This window comes from Xanthomonas sp. NCPPB 3200 (assembly GCF_056393585.1).
In genome coordinates, this window is the sequence record NZ_CM150785.1 from 98,305 (window position 1) to 117,863 (window position 19,559).

A 19,559-nucleotide genomic window follows, 5' to 3' on the forward strand; every position below is an offset into this window, starting at 1 on the left:
CGATCAGCCCCCCACATTCAGTTGCGGAATCTTGGCAAACGCCTCGGCAATAAAATCCATGAACACGATCGCCCGCTTCGGCACCAGCCGGTTGGCCGCATAGAGGATGTGCATGGGCACCGCAGGTGCGGAGAATGCGCCGAGCACGATCTGCAGCTGCCCGGCCTTGAGCCCCTGCTCGAACAACCACTCCGGCCCCTGCCCGATGCCCAGGCCCGCACTCACCGACTCGCGCGCGGCCTCCGGCGAATTGACCCGGATCCGGCCGGACACCGGCACCTCCACATCCTTGAAACGCCACATCGCCCCGGAGGCCAGCAGGGTGTACAGCACGCAATCGTGCTGGCGCAGGTCCTCGGGCACGCGGGGCACGCCGCGCTCGGCAAGATAAGCATTGCTTGCCACGCACACGCGCTTGAACGTGCCGATCCGCCGTGCGCGCAGCGCGCTGTTTTCCAGGTGGCCAATGCGGATGGCAAGCTCCGCGCCCTCGTCGAGCAGATTGACGAAGCGGTCGTTGATCTGCAGATCCAGCTCCAGGCCCGGAAAGCGCCGTAAAAACTCCGGCACCAGCGGCATCACATAGTGGTGCGACAAGGCCGTGGGGCAGGCCACCCGCAGCAAGCCGGACGGTTGCACGTTGTCGTGCAGCGCCATCTCCGACTCGCCCACCGCATCCAGGATGCGGCGCACCTCCGCGTAGTAGCGCTCGCCCTCCGGCGTCAGCACCAGCTTGCGGGTGGAGCGGTTGAGCAGCCGCGTGTGCAGGTGCTCTTCCAGCGCCGCCACGTGGCGGCTGACATTGGGCTGGCCCAGGCCCAGGTCGCGCCCGGCCGCAGAAAAGCTGCCGGTTTCCACCGCACGCGCAAAGCAGGTCATCAGCAGAAACCGGTCCATTACCCACCCCCATTCATGCGCATATCGCATGAATGGTATGTGCCGGCGCGGTCTTCCGCCACATTGGGCATGGGCCCAAGCTGTACCCCATCGAAGGCCAGCAACATGCGGCGGGCCTGCCAACTCCCAGGAGCACCCCATGTCCCGTCTAGCAGGCAAACGCACCCTCATCACCGGCGGCACCAGCGGTATCGGCCTGGAGACCGCCCGCCAGTTCCTGGCCGAAGGCGCCCGCGTCATCGTCACCGGCAACAACCCCGAGTCCATCGCCAATGCCAAGGCTGCGCTGGGCGCCGAGGTGCTGGTGCTGCGCGCCGATTCGGCCAGTGTCGCCGCGCAGCAGCAGCTGGCGCAGGCGGTGCAGGCGCATTACGGCCAGCTCGACATCGCCTTCCTCAATGCGGGCGTGTCGGTGTGGGCACCGATCGAAGACTGGACCGAACAGGCCTTTGACGCCTCCTTCGCCATCAACGTCAAAGGCCCGTACTTCCTCATGCAGGCGCTGCTGCCGGTGTTCGCCAACCCCGCCGCGGTGGTGCTCAACACCTCCATCAATGCGCATGTGGGCGCGGCCCGCTCATCGGTGTATGCGGCCACCAAGGCGGCGTTCCTGAGCATGGCCAAGACCCTGTCCAGCGAACTGCTGGCGCGCGGCATCCGCCTCAACGCGGTCAGCCCCGGCCCGGTAGAAACCCCGCTGTACGACAAGCTCGGCATCCCCGACGCGTACCGCGACCAGGTCAACCAGGACATCGCCGCCACCATCCCGCTCGGCCGCTTCGGCACCCCGGACGAAGTAGCCAAGGCCGTGCTGTACCTGGCCTCGGACGAATCCCGCTGGACGGTGGGCTCGGAACTCATCGTCGACGGCGGCCGCACGCTCAACGGCTGAGCGTTTCGAAGGCAGTGGCTTTACCTGCGACGATCGCCGCCAGTAAGGCTGCATCGACTACATGCTAGCCAGACGTTCCCAAGCAATATCGTTGGAGCAGAGGTGGATACAGCCTGCTGCCGTCATGTCAGGTTGACGTGTCTGCCGGTCGTACCTAACGTGCGCTTCAACAACTAACCCTCATTGCTACGGGCTTGCACCTTAGGAGTCAGGGAGAAAAAGCCGGCCTTGAGCCGGTTTTTTCATTTCAGGAAAGCGGAGATGGCAACGCCAAGGCCGCGGGTCTATATAGACGGCTGATCCGGATTACGTGGATCTGAGTAGGACACCGGCAAACGGTTGGATCTGATGGTGTTGCAGTATCTGCCGCATCGCGCGCTGCAGCCTTGTGCGGCCAACTTAATCGGCCTAGCGTCGCATCGCCACCATCCGGGTGGCAAGGAGGTCACACGCATGGCGACCAACGAGAAAACCGGCCTCAAAGCGGCAAAGGCGGCTAGCAAGGTCCTGAAAAGCGGCAGCACCGGCAAGGACTCAAAAACAGCGGCCGCGTCCGCTTTAAGCCAGGCGCCGGACAAGAAAAAGAAGAAGTAATTAAGCGAACACTGCAGTAAATAAGCGAGCGCTGCAGTAAATCGGAAAGAGGCGCTCGACCAAGCACGAGCGCTTCTTACCCAAGTGATTCAATGCGTGCAATTACAGCCGGCGACACCACTGGTACAAAATGTCGGGTACCCCGCTGACAAAACTGCTACACAACGTTAGTGTGCAGTCTGGAACGGGGGTTTCATGCATGGGAAGCAGACGGGGAAGTAACGGGCTTGCTGCCGGGCGATCACTCCGGTGGCCGCCTGGGTTCGCTACGGGTATTGGCACTTTTTCGCCATGCGTCATGGCGTGCCATGGCTGCTGTGACACTAAAGCGGCCCAATTTCAATCAAGGCATCAATACTTCGCTTGCACCCAGCGCTCTGGTGGTGTTTGCCATCTGTTTCCTAGCCGCCTTCGTTTAGTTCGTCGGCACCTACAATCGCCGCAAACTCTTGGACACCTGCACCACACTAGAAAGCTTGGCCGACAATGGCTGGCACCAGTTCGAAATGCTAGTGGGCGAAGCTTTCCTCCACGAAAGCTATGCCGTGGAAGAAACCCGTTTGGGTGGCACCGACGGTGGCACGACCTAACCCTGCGCAAAGACGGCCGCCACTTGCTGGTGCGCTTTACGCAATGGAAGTGCCCGGTGGGCATCAGTGTTATGCGTGATATTTACGGCCTTTTCGCGCGTCGCAAAGTTGATTTGGTGCAGATCTTTTGCAGCGGTGCCTGTACAAAAGAGGCAGAGCACTTTGTGCATGGAAAACCGCTTGCGCTGATGAGTAGAACAGAGCTGCTCGAGACAATTCGTACGGTGCAGCTGCTGGACATTGCCCAAGCTAGGTCTGAAGTACGAGTTGAACAAAGTTCTTCGCAACGCTTAAGCGCCGCATTGGAGACACCGTGCTGCAGTCCCCTGTTGAGCGGACGAATCGGCGAACAGGTTAGGTGTTTGGCGGGTGTGCCTGTTTCCCGAACTGTCGAGGTAGAGCATAAGCGGGTTTATACCTGTTTTTAATAGCATTTCCGATTATTTTGAGGGGGAGGGATCTTGGTAGACGGAACTCGCAAAGAAAAACTGTCAATTTATCTTATTAAGAGCGGACTTCAAACGCCGGAACTATCTATAAAACAAGAAATGGTGCTTTCAGCGCATGATTTTACTCTTGAGAATAGTGAGGCAAGACTTTTTATAAAGCGCGATTCAGGCATAAAGTCTCCTCCTTGGACAAAGATTTTCACGGAACATCCTGATGGATCAGATATAGTTTTTGGTTCGAGCAAAAATGTTGGTGCTGTTTTGTTGGTCTCGACGGGTGATAGGAGTTTTCTGCTTTCATTTGGGACCGGGTTTCATCTCATCAGAGGTGAAATGATAGAGCGTGATTTTGGGTTGCGAGTTACATTAAATGCAGTAGAACCTGATAAGCTCCGAAGCCTCGACAAAGCCAGTTACGACGACAATCCATTAAGTTCACGGACCCAGAGTACCTTAAATTCAGATATTTTCGATCTTCAGGTTGATTCTGAGTCTGATCTTGTATACGCAGTGACAGGGGCATGCAAGTATCCGTTATTGGGAAACCAGATAACGGGGCGTGATTCGCTAACTTTAATGGTTGAAACAAGTTTGACTGGGATAGTAAATATTTTAAAAAAATCGTTCGAGCTGTTTCAGCAAAAGCTTCCAGTTGCTTATGCATGGATCGACAACGTTGCAAGAGTAAGGGATGAGGAAACTATTCTAATATTGGATATGTTATTAGATGATTTGATTCAAGAAGGAAGCTCGGAGAGGGTCTGGTTAGGAGAACCTGAAATAGTAGATTGGGAGACGAATGCGGGGTACTCATTCGACATGTATAAAAGTTCTCCTCGGCACCAAACATTGGACATTAAAGATTTGGGTGAATATATAGCCAAGAAAGAACTTCCCCTCAACATGGAATCGTTAAAAAAAATCAATATACACATAAATAATTCGAACTATGTTTCTATCAAAAGCTGGTCGGCTTATAGGTGCTTATATGCTGAGGTCGTGGATAAAAATGAAAGATATATACTTCGTAATGGCTCTTGGTTCAAAGTTGAGTCGAATTTCATTGAGCAGATTGATTCACACCTGAGTAAAATAGAGTTGATTGAAAATCTCTTGCCGCCTTACTCTTTCGCTAACGAGGGTGAATACAATAAAAATATCTGCGACAGCGATTTCAATCTTCATTTGATGGATAAGAATAATGTAAAGACGGGAGGCCCTCACGACAAAATTGAATTTTGCGACGTTATTATTGGTAGTACAATTTTCGTTCACGTAAAATACTACAGATCTTCAGCTACCCTCAGTCACTTGTTTTCTCAAGGAACCGTGGCTGCAGAGACCTTCGCAAAAGACGAGGAGTTCAGAAATAAGCTAAACGAGAAGCTGCCCAAGCATATTGCACTTTTAGACACTTCATTGAGGCCTGATACAGGTGAATACAAGGTGGTCTATGCAATAGCCACTGAGAAGAATTTACCGCTGGAGCTTCCATTTTTCTCGAAAGTAACGTTAAAGAACGCGTTCTTACAGCTGAGTGCACTTGGCTATCGTGTCGCGATATCAAGAATCCCCATATCTCCGCTACTGTCGCAAACAAAAAAGTTTAAGCCAAAGCCTGTCAATTAAGATCGTTATCTCATGACGCCCCGCAAGGCCTTGATCTTATTCATGTGGCCTCTTGGGGACGGTTTGAATAGCCTGCAAGAAATTTATAAATTAAATTGGCACCGCCAAGATGGCTTGGAGTTTTGGCTTTTGAGCTGTATACACACCGCTTCTGGCGGCTTATCCCACTGCCAAGCAGCATCACCGACCGGCCGGCAGCAATTGCCGGCGGACGATTCTCAGATTGGATCACGTAAACGACTTCAGCACTTGAGCTTTGTCTTCGCAAGACCGCGATAGCTGACCTTTGTGTCCGTAAAGCATGCTGAGAGCTTCCTTAGCTGCCATCCAAGCACAATTTTCCTTGCGCTGATCTGCGCCACAATTCACTCAGTGGCTTTTGCCGCTTTGTCCTGCGCCCAGTGAGTTGTGCCTTCAATCTCGCCTCCGCCGTCACCACCAAGCATCAACGACTGCTTTGGATAGACGGATAGCAAACCTGGTAGACGGGCAAACTCCTGCACCGTTTCCGCCCACTGGAAATTCTTCTCACGGGGATAATAATTCACAGAATGTACCAATACTCCCATGACCGTTGACTGAGAGGCATCATAGTTGGAAATATTATGGATATTTTTTTCACGACGCATTTCTTCAACGGCGATACCGTCACGAGTTTCATACCAGACATGCACAATACCAGGTCGATCTGGGGGGATTTGGCTCACTCCGTCATTAATCAAGCTTTTGAAGTGTTTTGAACGTGCGGAAATCGAAGAAGCATGGTCGCAGCGCCATTGCGCACCAACGCAATGGGCGATATCTTTGATATAAAAGTTTAGAACGTCGCTTATGGCGCCGCACTTTACTACTTGGCGAGCTATAGTCGCCGTGCTGCGCTTTTCATTACTATCAATATCGCCGAATATCAATAGTTCCTGTTGAGCGCTATTCGGGCTGACAAGGTACTTTTTGTAGTGACGCTTCAGCGCCATTTTATCAATTGCTCGTAGCTTCCCACTGATCGACTCTGTAGTTACCAATTCGCCGTTAGCCTTGATAATCAGTTCCGCTGCTCTGATAACGTCTTCTGATGGAACATTAGTAACTTGATCATGGAAAGTAAGGTCGATAACTTTCCACGGTGCAAACTTAAGCATTCGTTCGCTTAGCTTGGTCCAAATCATATCCCATGCATCTTGCTCAATCCTGGAGTACTTTGTCTGTTTGTCTGATCGCTTGCATTCAACATAAAATTCACTTTTTCCTGATTTGACGAGAAGGTCTGGAGATTTTCGATTTCCGTCTGGCCATAAAACGCTATTTTCTGGAATGAATGAAACGTCATAATCATTTTTAAGATAGAAGGCAGCTGTTAATAACTCAAAAATCTGGGTTTCCGGGTTATTGTTGTTTGCAAGCATTTTGTCGAGAACAGAATTTACATTAGGCACTCTGCGAAGCTTCTCAGCAACGGACCCAATGGCCATGGCATACGTTAAAATTCGCCTGCCGCTAAAAGCGATGTCACTGTAAGGGAAGTCATAAGCTAGATAAGACGCCAAGATGTACCAATTGATGTCATCATCTGACGGAGTAAATATCTGATTTTCGATAGGGAGATTGATGTTGAAATGGGATTCTTTATCTCTAATACACTTCATGTAGGCTGATTTTCGCTCAGTCCAAGCATCAACCCCGAGCCTTTCAACAAGAAGTTCGTAAAATTCTTTAGCTCTAGTTCGTTCAAGAATACCGAAGGTGCTCATCGCGTTATCTCACTATTAAGAAAAATTTTACGCAGGGATTTAAAACGGCTGCGCGGTAGCTGGCGACGCTACAGGCCTAAAAAATTTACTTTTTAAGAATTGAGAATTTAACCAACCTTAATTCTTTACCGTAGATCGCACCTTTAACAGCCTGATAACGGAGTGAAGTTCACCTAGCCGCCTTGACACCGTTGCCATCCACCCGCAGCAGCCGACATCTGCTCCCATCCATTTCGAAGCCGCTTCATCGCCTGCCCAGCCACGCATGCATAGCCCAGCCGTTTGGCCTCCTCCGTGCCCAGCCCCGGTAGCGCAATGATGGAATTCGATGAGGCAGGGCGGCCTTGGCTGCGCGCTTCATTACGCAGGGTCATGTTCTCAATGCCTTGGCAATGAAGCACTATGCCCGGGTGCGGGTGCGCGCGGTATTGCTCGCAATTGAAGGGCGTGGTGTCGCGCGCCATGGAGTTGTACGGCTGCCGCGTTGGCGGGATGTACTTGCTGTTCGCCTTACCTGCGGCTAAGCGCATGCTCTGCGCCGCCACGCCTTGTCCGTACGCAAGCAAGCACAGCGTTGTTAGTGCCAACACGACACGGTGCGCGTTGATGACCCTGTCCATGGTGTTCCCCCCCCCCTTGACGCACCGATCCTAGCCTACGTTGTTGAGAAGTGGGTGGTTCAGTCCGCTTAGTATTCGGGGCGCTGTCTTTGGTGCGTTTTTTTCCCAATGCACACAAGGATGGTGCCGCTACTTCGCGCTGCCTAGATCACTGAGCACATCGTCTACCTGCTCGGCCAGGTGCTGCAGGCAATGGGCCCATTGCTGTAGCGGAATCGTTGGCGACCCCAGCGTGGCTTCGTCGCGAGTGCGTGGTGTGGCCAGGGTAGCGAGCAGGCGCAGTTGGTCGCGTATGCGCAGCAGGTGGTATTGCGCGCCTTCGGACATCCAGTAACCGGGTTCGTCGTGCATGCCGCTCTCCTTGCCGTGAGGCAGCTCCCGCTGCACAACGCAGCGGGATGCCGGGAGGCTAGAAACCGCACACAGCCGGCGGGCTTATTCCCCTTGCGGGTGTTGTATTCGCCGCCCTCCCGGCGTAGGAACGCCGAGCAGTGCCAAGCCAGATGGCCGAGCACAAAAAACCCACCAAAACTCGGAGGTGGGTACCGCTGTGTGGGGAGTTTCTAGGCTCCGGCTGGAAGTGTGCGGGTGGCGCAGGGCAGGGTCAAGCTGAGGTGACTGGCCGGGTGCGGAGAAGCCGCCTACATAAAAGAATTTTTTGGCTAAGCGCAGCACTGCAATGAGTCGCTGCAACCAGTTGACACACCACCAAACGCGCAGCAATCTCGCTGCAAGGAGCCTAGAAACTCCTCACACAGCGGTACCCACCTCCGTCAAACCGGTGGGTTTTTTGTGCCTGCAGTTTCTTGCATGCGTAATCGGCGTGACACTTGCGTCGGAAAGCGGCTAATGCGAATCCCTTTGGGAAAACGCCTGCCGTCTGTGTGCGGTTTCTAGCCTCCCGACATCCCGTCGCGTCGTGCAACGGGGCTTGTTCGTCAAGGAGGGCTTTACCATGCGTCGGTCCACGTCCAGTCCCAAGCCATCGCGCAAGCGCGCCACGGTGCCGCCGCCTACCGAAGTCGTCTGGCGCTCGCTGGATCCCTCGATCCAGCCGCGTCCGTACCTTGAGCGCACGCCCATCCCCGAACCTCGCGCCGAACCCCGCACACCGCGGCGGCCCGGCCGCCCACGTGCGCCGCAGCAGTGCACCGTCGGCTATGGGTACTATCCCGACAGTCACCAGCGCATTCCCACCCTGCGCCTGCGCGGCCGCTGGCTGGAACAATTGGGCTTTGCCATCGGCAGCAAGCTGCACATCCGCCAGCGCGATGGCGAGCTGGTCATCAGCCTTGTAGACCCACGCTGATCACGCCGCAGCGCATGTGCGCACCACATGTGCCCGGCCCGTTGCTGGAGACGTCGCATGATGAGTGAGGGCATGACCGGCGCGTCGCATGCAGACCGCCACGTTGTCATCGGCCAGGCGGTCGCGGCACGCGCATACGCCGCAAGCCGGGTGACGGTTGATCAATACGGCATCCGCCCCTGGCGCCACCGCAGCGCCTACGCCGTGCGCGAGCTGCCGGCCCGCGCGCCCATGGCGGGCATCTACGCGCTTGGCCGCTTCACCACGCGCTGGCAGGTGCGCGAGGAGCGCGCGCCTGCCAGGGAGCGCTTCGACCAGGCCGTGGTGCAGCTGCAGGCGGAGCTGCTCACCTACATGCGGCGGCGCCTGCGCGACCCGCACACCGCCGCCGACCTCGCCCAGGAAGCGCTGCTGCGCCTGCTGGCCTACCGCGACACGCCAGACATCCACAGCTACAAGCTGCTGCTGTACCGCATCGCCCACAACGTGGTGCTGGAGCATTGGCGCACGCGCCACCGCAGGCACGCTTCCCGCCACGTGCCGTTGGAGGGCAGCGAACCGCTTGCCGCCGCCGGCACGGCGGTGGACCAGCTGGTGGACGCCCGCCGCACCCTGCAGCACCTGCACACCCACACGCTGCCCGCGCTGCCGCCCAAATGCCGCCAGGCCTTCATGCTCAACCGCTTCGACGGCCTCACCTACCCGGAAGTCGCCGCCGTCATGGGCATCTCGGTCAAGATGGTGGAAAAGCACATCAGCCGCGCCCTGGCGGCCTGCCGCGCGGCAGTGGGCGAGTAACGTCAGGGCAATGCACTGCCCGGGTTGGCAATCACGGCCAGCATGGGCCATTGACCACAAGGAGCTAGAGTCTTTCCTGGGCCACTCAGGAATCCAACTCTCCGGACTTTATGGAAAATCTCTGCAAATCTCTTATTGCTGCTTTTGTCTTCCTGGAGTTTTCCGGCAATGACGTCGTTGATCCGGACTCGGCGGTTGCAGTGATGGAGGCGATGACAGCAGAGCTGCAATCTTCACCGGCAGAAGAAAAGGAAGCCCTCATTCGGACATGCGCGCAATAGGCAGCTGCGTTTCGCTCGGCCTCTCACGATGCGCGTATCGCACAGTTCATTGCAGACCTTCCGCAAACCACAGGCTTGATCGGATACGATGGCTGATAGTTCAATTATTGACGCTAGTCCACCGTCCGGCGAGGATAGTACGACGCCGTATTCCGACGGTAGACCAGTAGTTGGGCACAATGAAGAGCTCTGTCACTCGCTTGCATGAGGTGTTAAAGCGCATCGCTTGGTGCTGCGCGCTTCTCACCGCCGCATTCGCGGCTACCGCCATTGAGTGGCAAGTATTCGCCGATAAAGGCCCTTGGTGGGCTGCATTCATTACATTTGGGGTCACGGCATTGATTGGAGCAGCACCCTATGCCATCTATACCGCATTTATACCAGCATCTAAGGCTGGTCCGATGCTGAAGTCAATCGTGCTGTGTGTCCTAGTCGCACTGTCAGTCGTGCCGAACGCGTGGTGGTTTGCGACAGACGCTTCCACGAACGGCTGGAACTTCTTCATCGTTCCTGCGTTTCAGGTGTTCTATCTCCTCGTTGTCGTGCCTTTCATCATCGTGCTGATGCATGCGCTTAGTCGGAGATGTGTGCGTGCGCCTGATGCCTAACGGTTTGCGAGCGCGTGTCATTGGACCTATAAACTATGCAGCTGTTCCTAGATTTCGGGCTCGTTTTCATCGGGCGCATTCGCTTAGCAAAAATGACGAAGACAGAGGTGCGAAAGATTGGGGATAGTCCATGACTGGTCGAGGATCGTGCGATGCCGCATTTCGCGGTCCAACACTAGCCAAATCGCAAACCATGCCATTGTCTGACGGCACTAAAAATCCGCTAGTCATGTTCGTACCCGTAATGCTAGCGCTTTGCGGCCTAACATTTTATCTGTACTGACGCGCTTCGCTCCTCGTTAAAAATCTAGGTATCTCATGAAACAAAGTGTGGTGTTTGTAGATGTTGATGACACATTGGTTCGCACCTTCGGCACCAAACGCATTCCTATGCCTCCTGTCATCGCCCGCGTGCGGGAGTTGCACCAGCAAGGAGTAGCGCTTTACCTCTGGAGTTCCGGCGGAGCGGAGTATGCCCGCGACTCGGCAGTGGAGCTGGGCATCGAAGAGTGCTTTGAAGGCTTCTTGCCCAAGCCAGATGTTTACTTGGACGACCAGCCCGTTCATGAGTGGCGCTACTGCCAGCACGTGCTCCCAGGCAATGCGAGCGACGCATAACGAGGCATCAAACTAGCTGCTCGGACAGGTGCTACAGGCACTGTGCCCATTGCTGCAGCTGAATCGCAGTTGCATCTAGTGTGCTGGCTTTTGGTGCGGTACAGCCGCCCAGCTGGCAGCGTCCACCCTGTGTCGCGTTACTGCAGCGTTGTGTGGATGGCCGCTGCAGTTGGTGCATAGGGCGAGGGCGGCTGGCGCGCGGCGTTTTGCGTACCGAATGAAGCGAGCAGGAAGAGCAGCCCCAACGCGGCCGGTACCGCGCCCTTGGGCTTGCGCACACCCAGGTGCGCCATGCCCGACAACAGCAGGTGGTAGAACATGCCGGCGTAGGCCAGATCGCTCAACGCGGTGTTGAAGCGCCACACAATCGCTACCGGGCCCAGGATCTTGATGACGATCATCCAGGGCACCAGCAACGGTGCCGAATACCCCAGCTCGGCCTGCGCCTTGCGCACGAACTCGCCCTTGGCCAGATACATGCCGGCAGAAGCCAGGTACAACAGGCACAGTAGCGCGGTACTGATCCAGTAAATAGAAATGCTCATGGTGTTTGCCAGCCACTATGTCAATGCAACCGGCCATCAGAATGTCGCCTAAGATATCGATTGAAAAGTAGGATGAATCACCGGGGCTTAGTATGAAAAAGCAGACCATTGAGGACGGCGAGCGCAACATGCACGAACAGATGCGTCGCGCATTTGCGTTGCTGTCCGGCAAATGGAAGCTGGAAATCATGTGGCTGCTCAATCAGCGCGTGTATCGCTTCGGCGAGCTGCGCAAGGCCATCCCCGGCGTTACCCAGCACATGCTCACGGCGCAATTGCGCGAGCTGGAAGCAGATGGCCTGATCACGCGCACCGTGTTTGCGCAGGTGCCGCCGCGCGTGGAATACGCCATCACGCCAAAGGCGCGCGGACTGGGCCCAACGATGGAAGCGCTGACCGCGTGGTGGCAGCAACATGGCGACAGCGTTGCGAAGCGTCCCGCTGCGCGCGGCCGCAAGGCCGGCGTTTAGGACGCAGTCCAGGGAGCGCGTTGTGCGCGTGCACATGGTTTGATCACCGTTGCGGCGACGTGCAAACACTCCTGGCCGTCAGCCCGGTAACTCAAAAACGATTTACAAACCCCAAAACGCCAACGCCCCGATCATGTCGGGGCGTTGGTGCGATCTCTCGCCGAAGTGGAATCCACCGTCTACGTCGTCGTGCGTGGCGCCTGACGGCCAATCCACTGCTTCAGCGCGGCGGGCGTAATGCCTGCCTATAGTGTTGACTTGCCAGCGTTACTTGGCGGCGTCGCGCACTTTGTCGGCGACCTGGCCAGCCTTGTTCTGCACCTTGCCGACATTCTTTTCGGCAGCGCCTTCCAGCTCGGTGCTCTTGTCGCCGGTGACACGGCCAACGGTTTCCTTGATGGAACCCTTGACCTGCTTGGCGGTACCTTCGATACGGTTCTTGTCCACGGGGTGCCTCATACGGTTGGGGATGTTGCAGCCCAGTCTGTACCCGCAGGACGTGAGTGCGACGTGGGCATGCCGTCATCCCCGCGTCAGCACGCCCAACTGGCGCGTGCAGCGCCACCGCGGGGCACGCGCGCGTCTGCACGGCTTGCTGAGGTCGCTGCGTGCCACAATGCGCGCACTTTCCGCCAGGCAATGCCGTCACGTGAGCACACAGCGCCCCGCCACCGAGTCCGCCGGCCTGGAGTTTCTTGCGGGGGGCGGCGAGATGGGCGCGTTGATGCGCACACACGACTGGGCCGCCACGCCGCTGGGGACGCCGGAGACCTGGCCGCAGTCGCTGCGTTCGTCGTTGTCGGTGGTGCTCAACTCCACCCTGCTCGGTGCGGTGCTGTGGGGGCCGGAGCTGCGCATGTTCTACAACGACGTGTACGTGCAATCGATGGGCGACCGTCATCCGCAGGCGCTGGGTCAGCCGGTGACCGAGGTATGGAAGGAAACCTACGCGCCCATCGCACAGGACTTCGCCCGGGTGATGCAAACCGGTGAGGGCTTCGGCCAGGGGGTCATCGCCTTGCCGATGCTGCGCAACGGCGTCAACGAGATGACCTACTGGAATGCCACCGCCTCGCCGATCCGCGGCGAAGACGGCAGCATCGTGGGGCTGATGAATATCGCGATCGAAACCACCGCGCAGGTGGCGGCCGACCGCAACCGCGACATCCAGCACGCGATGTTGAGCAACGAGAACACCCACCTGGTGCACGAGGTGGTCAACCGCACCAGCGAGCGCGATCGCGCGCTGGAGGCCGAAACCGTGGCGCGCCGCAATGCCGAGCGCGTGCAGCTGGCGCTGGCGGCCGGGGCGATCATCGGCACCTGGATCTGGGACCTGCCCACTGACGCGTTTTCGGTGGACGAGGCGTTTGCGCAGAACTTCGGCTTTGATCCGTCCACCAGCCGCACCGGCCTGTCGCTGGAGCAGGTGATCCAGACCGTGCACCCGGACGACCGCGAGGGGCTGCGCGCGGCCATTGGCGAAGCGCTCGCCCGTGGCGGTGCCTACGCGCACCAGTACCGGGTCAAGCGGCGCGACGGAAAGTACTACTGGCTGGAGGCCAATGGCCGGGTCGAAAAGGGCGCCGATGGCACGCCGCTGCGCTTTCCCGGTGTGCTGCTGGACATCGAGGCGCGCCACGCGCTGTCGGAAGAGCGTGACCGCGCGCTGGCGGCACTGCGCGAGCTGAGCGACACGCTGGAGCAGCGGGTCACCGAGCGCACGCGCGAGCTGATGACGGTGGAAGAGGCGCTGCGCCAATCGCAGAAGATGGAAGCGGTGGGTCAGCTCACCGGCGGGCTGGCGCACGACTTCAACAATCTATTGGCGGGCATTTCCGGCGCGCTGGAGCTGATGAGCCTGCGCATCGAACAAGGCCGCTTCCGCGACCTGGAGCGCTACGTGGCCACCGCGCAGGGCGCCACCACGCGCGCGGCTGCGCTGACCCACCGGCTGCTGGCATTTGCGCGGCGGCAGACGCTGTTGCCCAAGCCGACCAACGTCAACCGGCTGGTGGTGGACATGCTGGAGCTGATCCAGCGCACGGTGGGCCCGGGGATCTGCGTGGAAAACCTTGCCGCGGCCGAGCTGTGGCTGGCCCTGGTGGATGCGCCGCAGCTGGAGAACGCGCTGCTCAACCTGTGCATCAATGCGCGCGATGCGATGCCCGACGGCGGGCGCCTGTGCGTGCAGACCAGCAACCGCCGGATCGACCGCGAGATGGGCCAGCAGCTGGGCATGCCGGAAGGCCACTACCTGTCGCTGTGCGTGAGCGATACCGGCACCGGCATGCCGCCGGATGTGGTGGCGCGCGCGTTCGATCCGTTCTTCACCACCAAGCCGATCGGCGAGGGCACCGGCCTGGGCCTGTCGATGATCTACGGGTTTGCCAAGCAATCCGGCGGGCAGGTGCGCATCCATTCGGAAGTGGGCAAGGGTTCGACGGTGTGCATCTACCTGCCGCGGCATGCCGGTGCCGACGACAGCAGCGACGGCGGTGCCGCCACGCTGGAACTGGCGCCCTCGCTGGCCGGCGAAACCGTGTTGATCGTCGATGACGAACCGTCCATCCGCCTGCTGTTCACCGAGGTGCTGGAAGAGCTGGGCTACACCGTGCTGGAAGCCGGCGACAGCGCCACCGGGCTGGGTATCCTGCAGTCGCCGGCGCGCATCGATCTGCTGATCAGCGACGTGGGCCTGCCCGGCGGCATGAATGGCCGGCAGATGGCCGATGCCGCGCGCGTGGGCCGGCCCAGGCTCAAGGTGCTGTTCATCACCGGCTTTGCCGAGCACGCGCAGTTGAACGACCGCCACCTGGAACCGGGTATGGCGGTGCTGGCCAAGCCGTTCAGCGTCAGCCTGCTGGCGGCGCGGGTCAAGGAAATGATTGCGAGCGAGTGCTGAGTAATTGGGCGCTGCGCATGTGCCGGTCAGGGCAGGTGCGTTCCGGCAACCGGGCCGGCCTCACTCCACGCTGGCGGCGACCAGCCGTTGCCAGAGCGCGGCGTTGGCCGCGTGGTCCGGCTCCAGCGTGGACAGCACACTGAGCGCATGCTCCTCCTGCTCGGCGCCGTGGCGGGCGAGCATGGCCAGTGCCGCAGCCAACCGGCCGTAACGCAATGCCATGCCGAGCGAGCTGGTGAGCAGGGTGGTGTCGTGCTCGGGGCGTTGCTCGTCCAGCGCGGTGCCCAGCGCGGCGGGCAGGTCCCAGGTGGTGGCAATGGTCTTGGCGACGGCGGCGGTGTGACGCTCGACCAGCGTGGCGGCCACTTCCAGGCTGTAGGGCAGGCTCGGGCGCTCGGCATAGGCATCGCGCAGCACGCGCAGGATCACCACCGCGCCCAGGCCTTGCAGCAGGCCGGCCAGCTGCGCCGACAAGGTGTCGCCACCGCGCTCGCGCATGTAGGCGGCCGCAGCGGCGGCGGTCCGCAGGGCGTAGTCCCACACCGCTGCCGGCAGGCGTGCGTACAGGCCGCCCTCCAGGCTCAGCACCGGCTGCATCACGGCGGCGGCAACGATCTGGCGCACGCCCTCGGTGCCGATATGCACCACGGCCCGCTCAAGGCTTTCCAGCGGGCCGCCCTGCGGGCGATACAGCGCACTGTTGGCGATGCGCAGCAGGTTGGCGGCCAGCGCCGGGTCCTGCGCGATGATCGCGGCGATGCCGCGGCCGGAAGCATCCGGGTCGTTGACCGCGCGCATCAGCTGCGGCAACAACTGCGGGCGACGCGGCAACAGCTGTGGGCGCAGGTCCACGTGGTCGAGCGCAGCGCCGACCGCCGCCAGCACCGCGGCCTGGGCCGGGTCGGTCGGCAGGTGGCCGTCGGCCAGCGCCGGGGTGGACATCACCGCGGCATACATGCGGCGCAGCAGCGGCTTCATCGGAGGCGGCCCGGACGGCAGGGGCTGTGCTGCAGCGGCGGCATGCGCCTGGGCCTGCAGCGGCGCCGGCACTTGCTCAGCCGCCGGCTGCGGCACGTGCGGCTCCGCTGCGGCATGCGTGACGGTGGCAGACGCGGCAGATGCAGCCGTGGTGCGCGCGCGCTGGCGCAGCAGCAGCCAGGCGACGACGCCGGCGAGTCCCAGGCCGGCGAGCAGTCCGGCAGCAAGCAGCAACACAATCACAAAGGTCCAGGAGTCGTCCGATCGGTGCAGCGACTATCCGCGAAGCCGGTGTTGACGGCAATGCAGGCGTGCGGCGGCGTGCGATGCCAATGGCGCCCGCCACGCGCGCGCGCCGGACCCGGACACCGGCAATGACCTGCTGCACTGCAGCGATGAGTAGGGTGTCTTCAAGTTGACTGCTGCGCTGCACGTGGCGCTAACGCCGCAGGCCGCACTATGCGTCACCAGCTGTGCAGCCCTAGAGCATCTAGGCAGCTTAAAGGGTGCAGGCATCCGCAGTTGGACCATTTTCGATACGAAGACACCGCGCACTGCGCGGTGTCTTCGTTTGTGGATGGCGATGGGCGCGCGCGGCATCGCTTGCGGCGGCATCGCGGCACAGGCGCGCTACAGCGTGCCCTGTTTCCACAGCCGCACGATCGCAGCCGGTGCATGTTCTTCGGGGATGCGCAGTGGTTCGCTGGCACCGTCCCAGGCAATGCTGAAATAACGGCGGTCGCCGCCACCGGCCTGCGGGCGCGGCAGCGCATGCACCAGGCACTGGTCCAGCAAGGTGCGCAGCTGCAGGCGCTGCGCCTCGTCCAGGTCATCCATCACCAGCTGGCGTTCGCGCCGCATGGCGGGGAAGGCGGCCACCCCGCCCTCGCGTGCCAGCCGCAAGGTCACGCCTGCATCCACCGGTGGACGCTGCGGACTCATGCCAGCACGCCCACGTCGCGCCAGGCCTGTTGCACCGCGGTTGCCTCGGCACTGCCGGCGCCATAGTCCGCACCGGCAATGCTGACGGTGAGCGCGGCAAAGGTGGCGAAGTCCGCACCGGCGGCCAGGTTGCCGCCGCTGAGCGCGCGGTACCATATGCGGCCGGTCTTCTCCCAGGCGTGGCCACCGATGGCCACGGCTGCGCGATAGAACGCGTGATTGGGAATGCCGGAGTTGTAGTGCACGCCGCCATCGTCCTCTTGTGTGTCGACGTAGCCGGCCATGCTGGCCGGTTGCGGATCCTTGCCCAGGGCCGGGTCATCGTACGCCGTGCCGGGCGCCTGCATCGAGCGCAGGCCCACGCCGTTGATGCCGGGCATCAACAAGCCGGCGCCGATGATCCAGTCCGCCTCGCTTGCCTGCTGCTGCAAGGTGTACTGCTTGATCAATACGCCGAACACATCCGACAGCGACTCGTTCAGGGCACCGGACTGGCCCTGGTAGATCAGGTTGGCGGTGCGCTCGGTCACGCCGTGGGTCAGCTCGTGGCCCACCACGTCGATGGCGATGGTGAAGCGGTTGAAGACCTCGCCATCGCCATCGCCGAACACCATCTGCTCGCCGTTCCAGAAGGCGTTGTCGTAGCCACGCTCGTAATGCACGGTGCCGATCAACGGCATGCCGTCGCCGTCGATGGAATTGCGCCCGTACACCGTCTGGAAGAAGTCGTGCGTGGCGCCGAGATAATCGTAGGCCTCGGTCACCGCCACATCGTCGGTGGCGGCAGCGCCCTCGGCACGCACCAGGGTGCCGGGCAGCGCGGTGCCTTGTTGGGCGTCGTAGATCTGCCGCTGCACGGCCTGCGCGGCGGGCGTGCTGGCAGCATCGGCGGCCAGCGCCTGGGCCCGTGCGAGCAGGCCGAGCGCGCGCTGCTGGCGCAGCTGCGCGGTGATCTGCCGCGACAGCAGCGCGCACTGGCGCGCATGCTCGGGCGCGGCCTGGGCCACATGGTCCAGCAGGTACGGCGGCATGATGCCGGCACGGCGTGGCGTGACGAATGCAGACATAAGCGACCTCCACAATGGGCTGCGCCCGCGACTATGCCGAGGCCGGCTTTAGGAATTCGTTAGGCCGGTGCACGGTGCACCGCGCGCAGACATCGCGATAGGCCTGGCGTTCATTCCAGCTGCGACAAGGCCTGCTGGATCGGCGTCTGCCCGTCGATGAAGCCCACCGTCTTGCCGATGGTGGCCGGCATGGCCAATGCCGCGGCAATGACCTGCGCCACGTTGGCGCGCGACACGCCGCCATCGGCATCGCTGCCCGGATCGCGGGTGATGCGGCCGCTTGGCGGCTCCTGCGTGAGCCGCCCCGGCCCCAGCACGGTCCAGTCCAGCGGGGTGGTGCGCAGCTGCGCATCGGCGGCGGCCTTGGCCTGCGCGTAGGCGAAGAAGCCATCGTCCGGGCCGATGCCGTGTTCCAGCCCGGCACCGAGATAGGACACCATCACGTAGCGGCGCACGCGTGCCTGCGCGGCGGCATGCATCGACCGGATCGCCGCATCGCGGTCCACCGCGTAGGTGCGCGCCGCATCGCCGCCACCGGCGCCGGCCGACCACACCACCGCATCGTGGCCGGCCAGTTGCGCGGCGATCGCATCGGTGTCGGCCTGTTCGATATCGAACACCTGCGGGGTGGCGCCGTCGGCAATCACATCGTCTGCGTGTGCAGGATTGCGAAACAGTGCGGTGACCGAGTGCCCACCGCGCACCAGCAACGGCGTCAGCAGACGCGCGACCTTGCCATGGCCACCGATCACGACGATACGCGACATTCCAACCTCCAAGACGGTGCGCCATTGCGGCGCGGGCTGCACGCATCCTCGCCAACCTGGCGCTAAGGCAGCGTGGATGGGCGTGGAGAGGCGCTCCGTATGCGCATGCACTTGCAGGTGCGTGGATTCGATCCAGCGGGTGCTTGCGTAGTGCGGCGCCATGGCGATTGCCCTGCGCATCACGCGAGCAGGCGCGTGCGATGCACCGCATCGACTTGCGGCATCGCGCAGCCTTGCCGGCATCCTCGCCACCGGCATGCAAGACGCAGATGCACCACCTGCCTGCCGCACATCTGGGACACTAACGCGCCACACCGTCCGGAATGCCTATGTCCAACTCAATCGATACCGACCTACGTCCACGCGTTGGCTGCGGCGCGTTCATCCGCCGCGCCGATGGCCGCCTGCTGCTGGTGCAGCGCGGGCGTGCGCCCGAGCAAGGCCATTGGGGCCTGCCCGGCGGCAAGGTGGACTGGATGGAAACGGTGGAACACGCGGTGGTGCGCGAAGTGCTGGAAGAAACCGGCCTGCACGTGCAACTGCAAGGCGTGCTGTGCATCGTCAGCTACTTCGAGCCGGACCTGACGCCGCCGCAGCATTGGGTTGCGCCGGTGTATCTGGCCGCGATCCAGGGCAGCGAGCACGCCGAGCGCCGCGAGCCCGAGGCGATCGCCGACATCGGCTGGTTCGCACTGGACGCACTGCCGTCGCCACTGACCACCTCCACGCTGCAGGCGTTGCAGCATCTGCCACCGACTGCAGCGTCGACACCTGCCGCCTGAGCGCATGACTTCAGTGCTTGCGTCGATGCACCGGCACGCGCCGTGGCGGTGCCGGTGACCGCGATATCGA

22 protein-coding genes are annotated in these 19,559 nt (G+C 60.6%); 12 read left to right on the top strand and 10 right to left on the bottom strand.

Annotation, left to right across the window (positions count from 1 at the left end):
* Positions 1 to 3: 3 nt before the first annotated feature.
* Positions 4 to 897, bottom strand: a complete 894-nt coding sequence (locus tag AC06DU_RS00380; RefSeq protein WP_047126481.1) for a LysR family transcriptional regulator — start codon at positions 895 to 897, stop codon at positions 4 to 6.
* Between the two features lie 139 nt (positions 898 to 1,036).
* Here AC06DU_RS00380 and AC06DU_RS00385 point away from each other — a divergent pair, with 139 nt between their 5' ends.
* From AC06DU_RS00385 to AC06DU_RS00400, 4 genes are all read left to right on the top strand, one after another.
* Entirely contained in the window at positions 1,037 to 1,789 is a 753-nt protein-coding gene (locus AC06DU_RS00385) for an SDR family oxidoreductase (protein WP_039411623.1), read from the top strand.
* Between the two features lie 351 nt (positions 1,790 to 2,140).
* Positions 2,141 to 2,383 (top strand): hypothetical protein, encoded by a 243-nt coding sequence (locus tag AC06DU_RS00390; RefSeq protein ID WP_153065366.1) that lies wholly within the window; start codon positions 2,141 to 2,143, stop codon positions 2,381 to 2,383.
* 298 nt (positions 2,384 to 2,681) lie between these two features.
* Complete coding sequence (locus AC06DU_RS00395; protein WP_478203187.1) at positions 2,682 to 3,401, top strand: restriction endonuclease; 720 nt, start codon at positions 2,682 to 2,684, stop codon at positions 3,399 to 3,401.
* A 33-nt stretch (positions 3,402 to 3,434) separates the two neighbouring features.
* On the top strand, positions 3,435 to 5,051 hold the full coding sequence (locus tag AC06DU_RS00400) for a TIGR04141 family sporadically distributed protein (protein WP_478203188.1): 1,617 nt from the start codon (positions 3,435 to 3,437) through the stop codon (positions 5,049 to 5,051).
* A gap of 365 nt (positions 5,052 to 5,416) precedes the next feature.
* Here the strand turns inward: AC06DU_RS00400 and AC06DU_RS00405 are convergent, their stop codons facing one another.
* The 3 genes from AC06DU_RS00405 to AC06DU_RS00415 all read right to left on the bottom strand — a co-directional run bounded on the left by AC06DU_RS00405 (position 5,417) and on the right by AC06DU_RS00415 (position 7,770).
* Positions 5,417 to 6,799, bottom strand: a complete 1,383-nt coding sequence (locus AC06DU_RS00405) for a hypothetical protein (RefSeq protein ID WP_478203190.1) — start codon at positions 6,797 to 6,799, stop codon at positions 5,417 to 5,419.
* Positions 6,800 to 6,972: 173 nt separating this feature from the next.
* Complete coding sequence (locus tag AC06DU_RS00410; protein ID WP_115042890.1) at positions 6,973 to 7,419, bottom strand: hypothetical protein; 447 nt, start codon at positions 7,417 to 7,419, stop codon at positions 6,973 to 6,975.
* A 129-nt stretch (positions 7,420 to 7,548) separates the two neighbouring features.
* Positions 7,549 to 7,770, bottom strand: a complete 222-nt coding sequence (locus AC06DU_RS00415) for an XAC0095 family protein (RefSeq protein WP_478203192.1) — start codon at positions 7,768 to 7,770, stop codon at positions 7,549 to 7,551.
* 604 nt (positions 7,771 to 8,374) lie between these two features.
* Between AC06DU_RS00415 and AC06DU_RS00420 the strand changes: the two genes are divergently transcribed.
* The 5 genes from AC06DU_RS00420 to AC06DU_RS00440 all read left to right on the top strand — a co-directional run bounded on the left by AC06DU_RS00420 (position 8,375) and on the right by AC06DU_RS00440 (position 11,033).
* Positions 8,375 to 8,728, top strand: a complete 354-nt coding sequence (locus tag AC06DU_RS00420) for a SymE family type I addiction module toxin (RefSeq protein ID WP_478203194.1) — start codon at positions 8,375 to 8,377, stop codon at positions 8,726 to 8,728.
* 60 nt (positions 8,729 to 8,788) lie between these two features.
* Positions 8,789 to 9,526, top strand: coding sequence for an RNA polymerase sigma factor (locus AC06DU_RS00425; RefSeq protein ID WP_478203195.1), 738 nt, complete (start codon positions 8,789 to 8,791; stop codon positions 9,524 to 9,526).
* Positions 9,527 to 9,636: 110 nt separating this feature from the next.
* Positions 9,637 to 9,807, top strand: coding sequence for a hypothetical protein (locus AC06DU_RS00430; RefSeq protein ID WP_478203196.1), 171 nt, complete (start codon positions 9,637 to 9,639; stop codon positions 9,805 to 9,807).
* Positions 9,808 to 9,986: 179 nt separating this feature from the next.
* Positions 9,987 to 10,415, top strand: a complete 429-nt coding sequence (locus AC06DU_RS00435) for a hypothetical protein (protein ID WP_478203198.1) — start codon at positions 9,987 to 9,989, stop codon at positions 10,413 to 10,415.
* Positions 10,416 to 10,733: 318 nt separating this feature from the next.
* Positions 10,734 to 11,033: a DUF705 domain-containing protein gene (locus AC06DU_RS00440; protein WP_478203199.1), complete on the top strand. Its 300-nt coding sequence runs from the start codon at positions 10,734 to 10,736 to the stop codon at positions 11,031 to 11,033.
* A gap of 137 nt (positions 11,034 to 11,170) precedes the next feature.
* Here AC06DU_RS00440 and AC06DU_RS00445 read toward each other — a convergent pair whose 3' ends face one another.
* Positions 11,171 to 11,578, bottom strand: coding sequence for a DoxX family protein (locus AC06DU_RS00445; protein WP_478203201.1), 408 nt, complete (start codon positions 11,576 to 11,578; stop codon positions 11,171 to 11,173).
* 92 nt (positions 11,579 to 11,670) lie between these two features.
* On the opposite strand from AC06DU_RS00445, the gene AC06DU_RS00450 reads away from it, so the two are divergent.
* On the top strand, positions 11,671 to 12,048 hold the full coding sequence (locus AC06DU_RS00450; protein ID WP_104576952.1) for a winged helix-turn-helix transcriptional regulator: 378 nt from the start codon (positions 11,671 to 11,673) through the stop codon (positions 12,046 to 12,048).
* A 267-nt stretch (positions 12,049 to 12,315) separates the two neighbouring features.
* On the opposite strand, the gene AC06DU_RS00455 is transcribed toward AC06DU_RS00450, so the two are convergent.
* Positions 12,316 to 12,495 carry a CsbD family protein gene (locus AC06DU_RS00455; RefSeq protein WP_016902944.1) on the bottom strand — a complete coding sequence of 60 codons (180 nt, stop codon included), beginning with the start codon at positions 12,493 to 12,495 and terminating at the stop codon, positions 12,316 to 12,318.
* 169 nt (positions 12,496 to 12,664) lie between these two features.
* Here AC06DU_RS00455 and AC06DU_RS00460 point away from each other — a divergent pair, with 169 nt between their 5' ends.
* Positions 12,665 to 14,953: an ATP-binding protein gene (locus AC06DU_RS00460; RefSeq protein ID WP_478203202.1), complete on the top strand. Its 2,289-nt coding sequence runs from the start codon at positions 12,665 to 12,667 to the stop codon at positions 14,951 to 14,953.
* A 60-nt stretch (positions 14,954 to 15,013) separates the two neighbouring features.
* Here the strand turns inward: AC06DU_RS00460 and AC06DU_RS00465 are convergent, their stop codons facing one another.
* The 4 genes from AC06DU_RS00465 to AC06DU_RS00480 form a co-directional block, all read right to left on the bottom strand.
* Complete coding sequence (locus tag AC06DU_RS00465) at positions 15,014 to 16,174, bottom strand: HDOD domain-containing protein (protein ID WP_478203203.1); 1,161 nt, start codon at positions 16,172 to 16,174, stop codon at positions 15,014 to 15,016.
* Between the two features lie 387 nt (positions 16,175 to 16,561).
* The gene (locus tag AC06DU_RS00470; protein ID WP_026064425.1) at positions 16,562 to 16,873 is read right to left on the bottom strand and encodes a protealysin inhibitor emfourin; all 312 of its coding nucleotides are present in this window, start codon (positions 16,871 to 16,873) and stop codon (positions 16,562 to 16,564) included.
* Entirely contained in the window at positions 16,870 to 17,940 is a 1,071-nt protein-coding gene (locus AC06DU_RS00475) for a M4 family metallopeptidase (protein ID WP_478203205.1), read from the bottom strand. Before AC06DU_RS00475 ends, AC06DU_RS00470 begins: the two co-directional genes overlap by 4 nt.
* 110 nt (positions 17,941 to 18,050) lie before the next feature.
* Complete coding sequence (locus tag AC06DU_RS00480) at positions 18,051 to 18,707, bottom strand: SDR family oxidoreductase (RefSeq protein WP_039529366.1); 657 nt, start codon at positions 18,705 to 18,707, stop codon at positions 18,051 to 18,053.
* Positions 18,708 to 19,030: 323 nt separating this feature from the next.
* On the opposite strand from AC06DU_RS00480, the gene AC06DU_RS00485 reads away from it, so the two are divergent.
* Complete coding sequence (locus tag AC06DU_RS00485; protein ID WP_435003750.1) at positions 19,031 to 19,489, top strand: NUDIX hydrolase; 459 nt, start codon at positions 19,031 to 19,033, stop codon at positions 19,487 to 19,489.
* The last annotated feature ends 70 nt before the right edge of the window (positions 19,490 to 19,559 follow it).

What these genes read in the sequence shown, in the direction of transcription:
- AC06DU_RS00425 (WP_478203195.1), top strand. Translation starts at nt 8,789, where the DNA reads ATGAGTGAGGGCATGACCGGCGCGTCGCATGCAGACCGCCACGTTGTC.
- AC06DU_RS00480 (WP_039529366.1), bottom strand. Translation starts at nt 18,707, where the DNA reads ATGTCGCGTATCGTCGTGATCGGTGGCCATGGCAAGGTCGCGCGTCTG.
- AC06DU_RS00380 (WP_047126481.1), bottom strand. Translation starts at nt 897, where the DNA reads ATGGACCGGTTTCTGCTGATGACCTGCTTTGCGCGTGCGGTGGAAACC.
- AC06DU_RS00485 (WP_435003750.1), top strand. Translation starts at nt 19,031, where the DNA reads ATGCCTATGTCCAACTCAATCGATACCGACCTACGTCCACGCGTTGGC.
- AC06DU_RS00430 (WP_478203196.1), top strand. Translation starts at nt 9,637, where the DNA reads ATGGAAAATCTCTGCAAATCTCTTATTGCTGCTTTTGTCTTCCTGGAG.
- AC06DU_RS00440 (WP_478203199.1), top strand. Translation starts at nt 10,734, where the DNA reads ATGAAACAAAGTGTGGTGTTTGTAGATGTTGATGACACATTGGTTCGC.
- AC06DU_RS00420 (WP_478203194.1), top strand. Translation starts at nt 8,375, where the DNA reads ATGCGTCGGTCCACGTCCAGTCCCAAGCCATCGCGCAAGCGCGCCACG.
- AC06DU_RS00470 (WP_026064425.1), bottom strand. Translation starts at nt 16,873, where the DNA reads ATGAGTCCGCAGCGTCCACCGGTGGATGCAGGCGTGACCTTGCGGCTG.
- AC06DU_RS00405 (WP_478203190.1), bottom strand. Translation starts at nt 6,799, where the DNA reads ATGAGCACCTTCGGTATTCTTGAACGAACTAGAGCTAAAGAATTTTAC.
- AC06DU_RS00475 (WP_478203205.1), bottom strand. Translation starts at nt 17,940, where the DNA reads ATGTCTGCATTCGTCACGCCACGCCGTGCCGGCATCATGCCGCCGTAC.
- AC06DU_RS00410 (WP_115042890.1), bottom strand. Translation starts at nt 7,419, where the DNA reads ATGGACAGGGTCATCAACGCGCACCGTGTCGTGTTGGCACTAACAACG.
- AC06DU_RS00395 (WP_478203187.1), top strand. Translation starts at nt 2,682, where the DNA reads ATGGCGTGCCATGGCTGCTGTGACACTAAAGCGGCCCAATTTCAATCA.
- AC06DU_RS00450 (WP_104576952.1), top strand. Translation starts at nt 11,671, where the DNA reads ATGAAAAAGCAGACCATTGAGGACGGCGAGCGCAACATGCACGAACAG.
- AC06DU_RS00385 (WP_039411623.1), top strand. Translation starts at nt 1,037, where the DNA reads ATGTCCCGTCTAGCAGGCAAACGCACCCTCATCACCGGCGGCACCAGC.
- AC06DU_RS00445 (WP_478203201.1), bottom strand. Translation starts at nt 11,578, where the DNA reads ATGAGCATTTCTATTTACTGGATCAGTACCGCGCTACTGTGCCTGTTG.
- AC06DU_RS00435 (WP_478203198.1), top strand. Translation starts at nt 9,987, where the DNA reads ATGAAGAGCTCTGTCACTCGCTTGCATGAGGTGTTAAAGCGCATCGCT.
- AC06DU_RS00460 (WP_478203202.1), top strand. Translation starts at nt 12,665, where the DNA reads ATGCGCGCACTTTCCGCCAGGCAATGCCGTCACGTGAGCACACAGCGC.
- AC06DU_RS00415 (WP_478203192.1), bottom strand. Translation starts at nt 7,770, where the DNA reads ATGCACGACGAACCCGGTTACTGGATGTCCGAAGGCGCGCAATACCAC.